Below are 9,035 nucleotides of genomic sequence, written 5' to 3' on the forward strand. Positions count from 1 at the left end.
GTTCAGGACATCCTCGCGGGTGATCAGCCCGTCAGTGCCCGTGCCCCGCACAGCCGACAGTTCCACCCCCAGGTCCTTGGCGAGTTTCCGCACAGGCGGAGTGGAGCGGGGGCGTTCGGCGGACTCGCCTTCGGCATTCTGGACAGTCTCCACGGCCGGGGCTTCGGCTTTCACGGCTGCCGGGCTGGACGCGGGCACCGGACCGGGAACTGAACCGGGCCCGGAACCAGGCGCGGCCGCTGTGAAGTTACGGGCCCGCCGCGTGGGACGGCCTGAACTTTCGAGGACGGCGCCGTACCCCACGAGGTTGGGTTCCCGTTTGGCGGGACCTCCCGCCGTCGTGGCAGCACCGGGCGCTGCTCCGGAAAGCGCGCCCCCGGACGGTGAGGCGCCGGCGTCGTCCGCCACCTCGAACGAGACGATCGGTTTGCCGACCTCCACCACGGTTCCCGGCTGTTCGTGTAGTTCCTTGACCACCCCGGCGAAAGGCGACGGCAGTTCAACCACTGCTTTGGCCGTTTCCACCTCGGCGATGACCTGGTTGAGGCTGACAGTATCCCCGACCGCCACCTTCCAGCTGAGGATTTCGGACTCGGTCAGGCCTTCACCAAGATCGGGGAGCCTGAATTCCTTGATCATGATGGCGCTCATCCTTCCAGCCCGCTGAGGGAGTTCGGGCGTCCGAGTGCGCGGTCCACGCCGTCAAGAATCCGGTCCAGGCCCGGCAGGTGGTGCATTTCAAGTTTTGAGGAGGGATACGGGATGTCGAACCCGGTAATCCGGACCGGCGCCGCTTCAAGGTAATGGAAGCACCGTTCGGTAATGCTCGCCGCCAGCTCGGCTCCCACCCCGCCGTGCTGGCCGGCCTCATGGGTGACCACGAGGCGGCCGGTTTTGCGTACGGATTTTTCAACGGTGGCGAAGTCCACGGGGGCCAGCGAGCGCAGGTCGATGACTTCGATGGAGATCCCTTCGTCCGCCGCGGCGGTGGCGGCGTCCCTTGCCGTCTTGACCAACGGCCCGTAGGCCACGAGCGTCACGTCCGTGCCCGCGGCCAGCACACGCGCAGTGTCCATCGGCAGGGCGGTCCGCGGGTCAATGCCCTCGTCCACTTCGCCTTTGTCGTGGTAGCGGCGTTTGGGCTCGAAGAACAGGACCGGATCGTCGCTGAGGATTGCCTGCTGGATCACGGTGTGGGCGTCCTGCGGGTTGGACACGGTGACCACGCGCAGGCCGGACGTGTGGGTGAAGTATGCCTCAGGCGACTCGGAGTGGTGCTCCGGCGAACCGATGCCGCCACCGAAAGGAACGCGGATGGTGATGGGCAGTTTCACCGTGCCGCGGGTGCGGTAGTGCATTTTGGCCAGCTGGCTCACGATCTGGTCGAACGCGGGATAGATGAAGCCGTCAAACTGGATTTCAAGCACCGGCCGGTACCCGCGGAAGGCGAGGCCGACGGCGGTGCCGATAATGGCCGACTCGGCCAGGGGGCTGTCCACCACGCGGTGGGTGCCGAAGTCCTTCTGCAGGCCGTCTGTCACACGGAAGACACCGCCGAGGGTGCCGATGTCCTCGCCCATGAGGATGACTTTGGGATCGTTTTCCAGGGATTTGCGCAGGCCGGAATTGATGGCACGGGCAAAGGTCATCTGGGTCATCAGCGTGCACCTTCTTCTGACGGGGCTTCCGCGGGATCACCGAAGGAAGCCAGGTAACGGGTGTAGTGGTCCTGTTGCCGGTCCAACCACGAGTTGGGCGAGCTGTACACATGCTTGAAGACTTCCAACGGTTCAGGATCGGGCATGTTGATGCATCCTGCCCGCAGCTCCCGCGCCACCGCGTCCGCCTTGTCCTGGACCTGCTGCTGCAGCTCATCGGTAAGCAGGCCCCTACGGTCCAGGAGCGCCTTGATCCGTGAGATGGGATCCTTGGCGGCCCAGTCCTCCAGTTCGTTGGCGTCCCGGTACCGGGTGGGATCATCCGCCGTCGTGTGCGGACCCATGCGGTAGGTGACGGCCTCGATAAACGTGGGCCCGCCGCCGTGCCGGGCACGGTCCAAAGCCACCCGGGTGGCGGCCATGACAGCCAGGACGTCGTTCCCGTCAACCCGGAGGCTGGGGATGCCGAATCCGGTGGCCCGGTCCGCGAGCTGGACGTGGGACTGCAACCGCACCGGCTCCGAAATGGCCCAGTGGTTGTTGGAGCAGAAGAAGACCACCGGCACCTGGAAGCTGGCGGCAAAAACCATGGCCTCGTTGACGTCGCCCTCGCTCGTTGCGCCGTCGCCGAAGTACGTCACCGCCACAGAATCGGCGCCGTCGTTCTGGATTCCCATGGCGTAGCCGGTGGCATGGAGCGTCTGCGCTCCGATGATGATCTGCGGCGTGGCCATGTTGACCGTATAAGGATCCCAGCCGGAGGCCGCAGTGCCGCGCCAGACCCGAAGGATGTCCGCCAGGTCCACGCCGCGGCAATAGGCCACACCGTTTTCCCGGTAGCTGGAGAACACAAAGTCGTCATCCCTCAGGGCCCTCGCTGAACCGACCTGGGCCGCTTCCTGCCCCAGCAACGGCGGCCAGAGTCCCAGCTCGCCCTGCCGCTGAAGCGCGGTGGCCTCGACGTCAATGCGCCGGATAACCGTCAGGTCCTCATAGAGGGAAGTCAGCTGCTCATCCGCGATGTCCTGCACCCAGGGGTCGAATTCCGGATGGCTGACCCGTTCCCCCGCCGGGGTGATCAGCTGGATGAGATTCCTGCCTGGCCCGGCAGGGGTTCCCGAATTGCCAGCAGGGATTCCTGCATTTTCGACCGGGCGGCCTGTGCCCGATCCGCCCTGGCCCGCTTCGTCTGTAGACACGATCGCACGCAACCTTTTCACGTCGTTTTGACCACCGCCTGGGAACTTGTGGTTCCGCCAGCCGCAGCCGCCCGGGCGCCGTTGCCCCGGATAATTGTGACCCTACTCACAATGCTCAATGGGTACAACCACCGCCGCGCGCCCTGAGCATAATGCCCTGTTTGAGCGTCCGTGACCGTGCTAACGTTGCGCAACATGCACCCTTTGGATGGCACCGACACGCGCCTGCTTTCTGCACTGGCACGCGACCCCCGGCGGACTGTTGTGGCGCTGGCCCAGAAGCTGGGGCTCTCCCGCAATACGGTCCAGGCGCGCATGGCGCAGCTGGAGAAGAAGCACGTCTTCCTGTCCTTTGAACGGCGGATCAATCCCGCCTCGCTGGGGTATCCACTGATGGCCTTTATCTCGGTGCACGTCCAGCAGCAGAAGCTTGGACAGCTGGCCCATGACCTTGCCGGCATTCCGGAGATCCTGGAAGGCTACGGCCTCACCGGTTCAGCAGACCTCCTGCTGCGCGTGGTCGCACTGGACGCCGAGGACCTCTTTCGGATCAACGGGAAGATCCTTGCCTGCGATGGCGTGGACAGGACCGACACCGCCCTGGCCATGAGCGAGCTCATCCCCTTCCGCATCCAGCCACTGCTGGAGCGGGGATCCGGTGATGGTTAGGATCTGGTGGAAAAGGGCGGTTAAGGCCCGGGGGCAGGCTGGGTTATAGGCTGTCCATGGTTAATCGATGGGTGCCGTTCAGCGGGTTCCCAGCAATAAGGCAGTGCCAGTGCGTTGCCGGAAAGGCTCCATCTTGAGCAATCCTCAGGAACCGTACCAGCGGGGTTACCCCTCTACGGGGCAAATCCCGGCGCCCGGGCAGCTCCCTGCTCCCGGACAAGGCCACACAGCCGGTCACATCGCTACCCCCGGGCAACTTCCTGCGGACGGGCCGTTCGGACTCCCCGGCCAGCAACCGCCTGTCCGCGGCCACCGCAGGCTCTGGAGCATCCTGGGGATAGTGGCCGGCGTGCTGGTGCTGGTCATCATCGGCCTGCTGATCCTGCTCAACATCGTCAACGCCGCCACCAACCAGGCCAGGGGCCTCGCGGACGGCTTCACCAAGCTGGTGCTTTCCGGCGACACCTCCAAAGCCTATGATGACTACCTCGACCCGGCCCTGAAGGAACAGCTGTCCAAGGAAGCCTTCATCGCCGGCGTCAAGACCCTGGAGATGGACAGCAGCTGCAAGCCTGCCTACAACAACGTCAAAGCCGGCACCGAGAACAACATCAAGTCCGCCGACATCACCGGCCTCATCACCTGCGACGGTGACAGGAACATCGATCTCGTCTACCGCTTCGAGGGCGAAGAACTCAAGATGGTCAACATCAAGCTCAAGCCCCAGGTCTAGCCGCCGGCATCTGCCTGAGCAGCCGCAGGAACACAACGACGGGGACCCGGCGGGATGCGGAAGACAAAGAACCCCTGTGCCGGGCGGCACAGGGGTTCTTGCGTGATCAGCTCCGGTCAGGAAACCGCTGACCGGGTCCGGAACCGGGGATCAGTGATCCACAGCCTTCTCGGCGCCGACCCCGGTCAGGGACCGGACTTCCATTTCGGCCTGCTTGGCGCTGTCCTCACGGTTCTTGTCGAGGATCGTGCCGAGCCAGCCCAGCAGGAACGCCAGCGGGATGGACACAATGCCCGGGTTGCTGAGCGGGAAGAGGGCGAAGTTGGCGTCCTTGATCATGGACGTCGCTCCACCGGACACCACCGGCGAGAAGATGATCAGGATGATGGCAGAGCCCAGCCCGCCGTACATGCTCCACACTGCGCCCTGGGTGGTGAACCTCCGCCAGAACAGGGAGTACACAATGGTGGGCAGGTTCGCCGAGGCTGCCACGGCGAACGCCAGTGCAACCAGGAAGGCCACGTTCTGTCCGTTGGCAAAGATGCCGCCCAGGATGGCCAGCACACCAATGACAACCACGGTGCGGCGGGCAACCTTGACCTCGGTGTCGGCGTCGGCCTTTCCCTTGGAGATGACGCTGGCGTAGATGTCGTGGGCGAACGAGGCGGCAGCGGTGATGGTCAGGCCGGCAACCACTGCCAGGATGGTGGCGAAAGCCACCGCGGAGATGAAGCCCAGGAGCAGCGGGCCGCCCAGGTAGAAGGCCAGCAGCGGGGCCGCGGAGTTGACGCCGCCGGGAGCCGACTTGATGGTGTCGGCACCCACGAGTGCTGCTGCACCGTAGCCCAGGACCAGGGTGAACAGGTAGAAGAGCCCGATCAGCCAGATCGACCACACAACGGACTTGCGGGCTTCCTTGGCCGTAGGCACGGTGTAGAAGCGCATGAGCACGTGGGGCAGGGCGGCCGTGCCGAGGACCAGGGCCAGGCCCAGGGACATGAAGTCCAGCTTTGAGGTTTCGGTCTTGCCGTACTGCAGGCCCGGGTTCAGCACCGCCGGGTTGCCGGATGTCTCAACGGCCGCGCCGAGCAGGCTGGAAAGGTTGAAGCCGTAGATTGCCAGGACCCAGAAGGTCATGACGGCCGCACCGGCGATCAGCAGGATGGCCTTGATGATCTGGACCCAGGTGGTGCCCTTCATGCCGCCGATCAGTACGTACATGATCATCAGGGCGCCGACGACGATGATGATCAGTGCCTGTCCGCCCCAGTCGCTGATTCCCAGGAGCAGGGAAATCAGGCTGCCGGCTCCGGCCATCTGTGCCAGGAGGTAGAAGAAACAGACGGCCAGCGTGGAGATGGCCGCGGCGATCCGGACCGGGCGCTGCTTCAGGCGGAAGGAGAGGACATCGGCCATGGTGAATTTGCCGGTGTTCCGGAGAAGTTCGGCCACCAGCAGCAGGGCTACCAGCCACGCCACGAGGAAGCCGATCGAGTACATAAAGCCGTCGTAGCCGTTGATGGCGATGGCACCGGTGATGCCAAGGAATGAGGCAGCTGACAGGTAGTCGCCGGCAATGGCTGTGCCGTTCTGCGAGCCGGTGAACGAGCGGCCTGCAGCGTAGTAGTCGGCCGCGGTCTTGTTGTTGCGGCTGGCCCGCAGCACGATCACCATGGTGACGGCCACAAACAGGCCGAAGATCCCCATGTTCAGGAGCGTGGTTTCCTTGAGGTCGGCGACGTCTACCGCCGTGGCGATGCCGATCATTTGGTCACTCCGGTCACGATGTTGCCGTCCTTATCAAATTCATGGCCTTCGATTTCGTGGCGGATTTCCGCTGCGATCGGGTCCAGCTTGCGGTTGGAGTAGCTGACATACCAGCCGGTGATGGCGAACGTGGAGATGAACTGCAGCAGGCCCAGGATCAGGCCGACGTTGATGTTGCCCCACACTTTGGTGGACATGAAGTCGACTGCATAATCGGCCAGCAGGACGTACGCGAAGTACCACAGCAGGAAGACGGCGGCCATGGGGAATACAAAACTGCGGTGACGTTTGCGCAGTTCCTGGAACCGCGCTGTCGACTGGACCTGTTCGAAGTCCACGGACGCCGCTGCGTCCGGAGTCTGGGCATCATTACCCATAATTCCTCCTCATTGAGACTTGCCTGGTTCACACCGGCCGCCGCCTGCAGACAGGATGCCGTCAATGTGACTGCAATCACTGTGCGCTGTGAGGGACCCTACATTCCAGAGATGCGCTTCAATGGTCGCTCAACGGTCCCGATGCTGCGACAAACGGCACCCGCCGCTACGCTGGGCACCATGCCGGACTCCCCTCTCCTGACCGCCGCAGCCGTCGCCGTGATCGTGCTGGCGATCGCCGTCGTCGTCGGCGTGGGAATCAAGGTGCTGAGGTCTTTCCGCGAGCTGGGCACCGATGCCGAACGCGCCACCTACAACACCCTGCACGCCGCATCCCGTGCGGGCCAGCATCTGCGTACCGGGCTCAATCCGGCGGGCGCTGCCAAAGCCAGCCGGCAGCTGCGCAACCTCCTCGGCTGTGACGCCCTGGCGATCACCGACACCGCGGGTGTGCTGGCCTGGGACGGCGCCGCGGAGGAACTGAAACCCCTCCTGATGGGCCTCGCCGCCGATGTGCTCGCCGGCGGCAGAACCACCGTCATCCAGCCCAAAGACCTCAGCGCGGCGGGCAAATCGGGCAGTCTTGCCGCCGTTCTTGCGCCCGTGAAAGCCGGTTCCCGCGTGGTGGGAGTGGTTGCGGCCTTTGCACCATCGGCAGGCGCCGGCCTGGTCCGCGCCACCGGCGAAGTGGCGGACTGGGTGGCCGTCCAGGTGGAACTGGCGGAGCTGGATGCGTCCCGGACGCTGCTGATGGAAGCGGAGGTCCGTGCCCTGCGCGCCCAGATCAGCCCGCACTTCATCTATAACTCGCTCAATGCCATCGCGTCCTTCATCAACACCGATCCCGCCCGTGCCCGCGAACTGGTGGTGGAGTTTGCGGACTTCACCCGGTACTCCTTCCGCCGGCACGGCGACTTCACCACCCTTGCCGAGGAGTTGCGCTGCATTGACCGCTATCTGCTGCTGGAGCGGGCACGGTTCGGCGACCGCGTGCAGGTCAGCCTCCGGATAGCACCGGAAGTGCTGGGTACCGTCATCCCGTTCCTGAGCCTGCAGCCGCTCGTGGAAAATGCGGTGCGGCACGGCTTGGAAGCGAAGGAGGGGCCTGGCCATATCAGCATCACCGCCGAAGACTCCGGCGCATTCGCGGAAGTGACCATTGAGGACGACGGCGTGGGCATGGATCCTGCGCAGCTTCAGTCCATGCTGGCCGGCCACACCGACGGCGACCATGTGGGCCTGCGGAATGTGGACGCCCGGCTGCGGCAGGTGTACGGCGATGAACACGGCCTGGTGATCGAGACGGCCCCGGGGGAAGGGACGCTGATCACCATGCGGGTGCCCAAATCCCAGCCGGGCCACGACGCCTGAGAAGCCCTTCCGGCACGTCTCCCGGGTGCGGCTAATGTAGGACCATGATTAATGTCCTCGTCGCCGACGACGAGTTACCGGCCGTGGAGGAACTGGCCTACCTCCTGGGCAGGGACGACCGGATCGGCACCATCCACCGGGCATCCTCCGGCTCCGAGGCGCTGCGGGCGCTAAGCACCGAATCGGTGGACGCCGTCTTCCTCGACATCCATATGCCTGCGGTTTCCGGCCTGGATATCGCCAGGGCGATCGCGCGCAGCAGCCACCCGCCTGCAGTGGTGTTCGTCACCGCCGACGAGGACTGTGCACTGGAGGCCTTCGAGCTCGCTGCGGTGGATTACCTGCTCAAGCCCGTCCGTGCCGAACGGCTGGCCCGTTCCGTGGGACGGATCAGCGAGCTGCTGCGCGACGGCGGCAAAGGCCCGGCACCGGAGATGATCACCGTGGACCAGGGCGGAACCACCCGGATGATCAGGCGCGACGACGTGACGTACGTCCAGGCCCAGGGCGATTACGCCCGCCTCCACACGGCGGATGCCAGCTACCTCATCAGGGTTCCGCTGGCCGATCTGGAGCAGCAGTGGGCGGACGCCGGCTTCATCCGCACCCACCGGTCCTTCCTGGTGGCGCTGAAGCATGTGGCCTCCATGAAGCTGGCCGCGGACGGGCCGAGCGTCAGCGTGGCGGGCGCCAACCTTCCCATCAGCCGCCGCCACCTGCCAACGGTCCGCGAGAAGCTGCAGGCCACCCGGATCCGGCCGCAGCTATGACGCGGGTCCGGGTCACCGCTCCCCTCTCCGCGGCCCGGCCGGCCGCCCAGACGAGCGAAGCTGCCGAGGAGTCCGTGGTGGGACAGCTCTTTGTCTGGTCGCTGATCCGCTCCCAGCTCCGGCTGGCACTGGTGGTGGCCGGCGGGTTCCTGCTGGTGCTGGGCGCGTTCCCGTTGCTCCTGGCGTTTGTCCCCGGCCTCGCGGACACACAAGTGGCCGGGATACCGTTCGACTGGCTGCTGCTGGGGGCCGGAATTTATCCCGTGATCGGCCTGAGTGCGTGGCTGTTCATCCGGGCCGCCGCAAGAAATGAGGCCCGGTACCGCGATCTGGCCGAGGACAAGTGAGGCCGCGATGAATCCCGCCGTGGGCCTCGTGGCCCTGGTGGTGGTTGCCGTCGCCACTGCGGTCATCGGCTTCTACGGCCTCCGGATCTCCCGCACCACGGGCGATTTCTACGTCGCTTCACGGACAGTCAAACCGTGGTGGAA

General features: G+C 65.1%; 10 protein-coding genes. 5 read left to right on the forward strand and 5 right to left on the reverse strand.

The genetic code is table 11. The features are described 5' to 3' along the window. The 3 genes from DBR22_RS14155 to pdhA all read right to left on the reverse strand — a co-directional run. On the reverse strand, positions 1-651 hold a 651-nt coding region (locus DBR22_RS14155; protein ID WP_181365186.1), incomplete at its 3' end, for a biotin/lipoyl-containing protein. Beyond that, positions 648-1,658 carry an alpha-ketoacid dehydrogenase subunit beta gene (locus DBR22_RS14160; RefSeq protein ID WP_108599543.1) on the reverse strand — a complete coding sequence of 337 codons (1,011 nt, stop codon included), beginning with the start codon at positions 1,656-1,658 and terminating at the stop codon, positions 648-650. The genes DBR22_RS14155 and DBR22_RS14160, both read right to left, overlap by 4 nt. Next, the gene (gene pdhA, locus DBR22_RS14165) at positions 1,658-2,857 is read right to left on the reverse strand and encodes a pyruvate dehydrogenase (acetyl-transferring) E1 component subunit alpha (RefSeq protein ID WP_181365187.1); all 1,200 of its coding nucleotides are present in this window, start codon (positions 2,855-2,857) and stop codon (positions 1,658-1,660) included. Before pdhA ends, DBR22_RS14160 begins: the two co-directional genes overlap by 1 nt. A gap of 195 nt (positions 2,858-3,052) precedes the next feature. Here pdhA and DBR22_RS14170 point away from each other — a divergent pair, with 195 nt between their 5' ends. Both DBR22_RS14170 and DBR22_RS14175 read left to right on the forward strand, forming a co-directional pair. Further along, a complete protein-coding gene (locus tag DBR22_RS14170; protein WP_108599544.1) occupies positions 3,053-3,526 on the forward strand; it encodes an Lrp/AsnC family transcriptional regulator in 474 nt (157 codons plus the stop codon). Between the two features lie 133 nt (positions 3,527-3,659). Next, positions 3,660-4,259, forward strand: coding sequence for a hypothetical protein (locus DBR22_RS14175; RefSeq protein WP_258229208.1), 600 nt, complete (start codon positions 3,660-3,662; stop codon positions 4,257-4,259). Between the two features lie 150 nt (positions 4,260-4,409). On the opposite strand, the gene DBR22_RS14180 is transcribed toward DBR22_RS14175, so the two are convergent. Both DBR22_RS14180 and DBR22_RS14185 read right to left on the reverse strand, forming a co-directional pair. Continuing rightward, positions 4,410-6,026, reverse strand: coding sequence for a solute symporter family protein (locus tag DBR22_RS14180; protein WP_108599545.1), 1,617 nt, complete (start codon positions 6,024-6,026; stop codon positions 4,410-4,412). After that, positions 6,023-6,403 carry a DUF485 domain-containing protein gene (locus DBR22_RS14185; protein WP_108599546.1) on the reverse strand — a complete coding sequence of 127 codons (381 nt, stop codon included), beginning with the start codon at positions 6,401-6,403 and terminating at the stop codon, positions 6,023-6,025. The genes DBR22_RS14180 and DBR22_RS14185 overlap by 4 nt, the downstream gene beginning before the upstream one ends. Positions 6,404-6,583: 180 nt before the next feature. Here DBR22_RS14185 and DBR22_RS14190 point away from each other — a divergent pair, with 180 nt between their 5' ends. The 3 genes from DBR22_RS14190 to DBR22_RS14200 are packed head-to-tail and all read left to right on the forward strand — an operon-like array spanning position 6,584 to position 8,891. Beyond that, positions 6,584-7,774: a sensor histidine kinase gene (locus DBR22_RS14190; RefSeq protein WP_108599547.1), complete on the forward strand. Its 1,191-nt coding sequence runs from the start codon at positions 6,584-6,586 to the stop codon at positions 7,772-7,774. A gap of 44 nt (positions 7,775-7,818) precedes the next feature. Beyond that, on the forward strand, positions 7,819-8,544 hold the full coding sequence (locus DBR22_RS14195) for a LytR/AlgR family response regulator transcription factor (protein WP_108599548.1): 726 nt from the start codon (positions 7,819-7,821) through the stop codon (positions 8,542-8,544). Next, positions 8,541-8,891 carry a hypothetical protein gene (locus tag DBR22_RS14200; protein ID WP_108599549.1) on the forward strand — a complete coding sequence of 117 codons (351 nt, stop codon included), beginning with the start codon at positions 8,541-8,543 and terminating at the stop codon, positions 8,889-8,891. Before DBR22_RS14195 ends, DBR22_RS14200 begins: the two co-directional genes overlap by 4 nt. The last annotated feature ends 144 nt before the right edge of the window (positions 8,892-9,035 follow it).

Origin of the sequence: Arthrobacter sp. HMWF013 (genome assembly GCF_003061105.1) — a bacterium.
GTDB lineage: Bacteria > Actinomycetota > Actinomycetes > Actinomycetales > Micrococcaceae > Arthrobacter.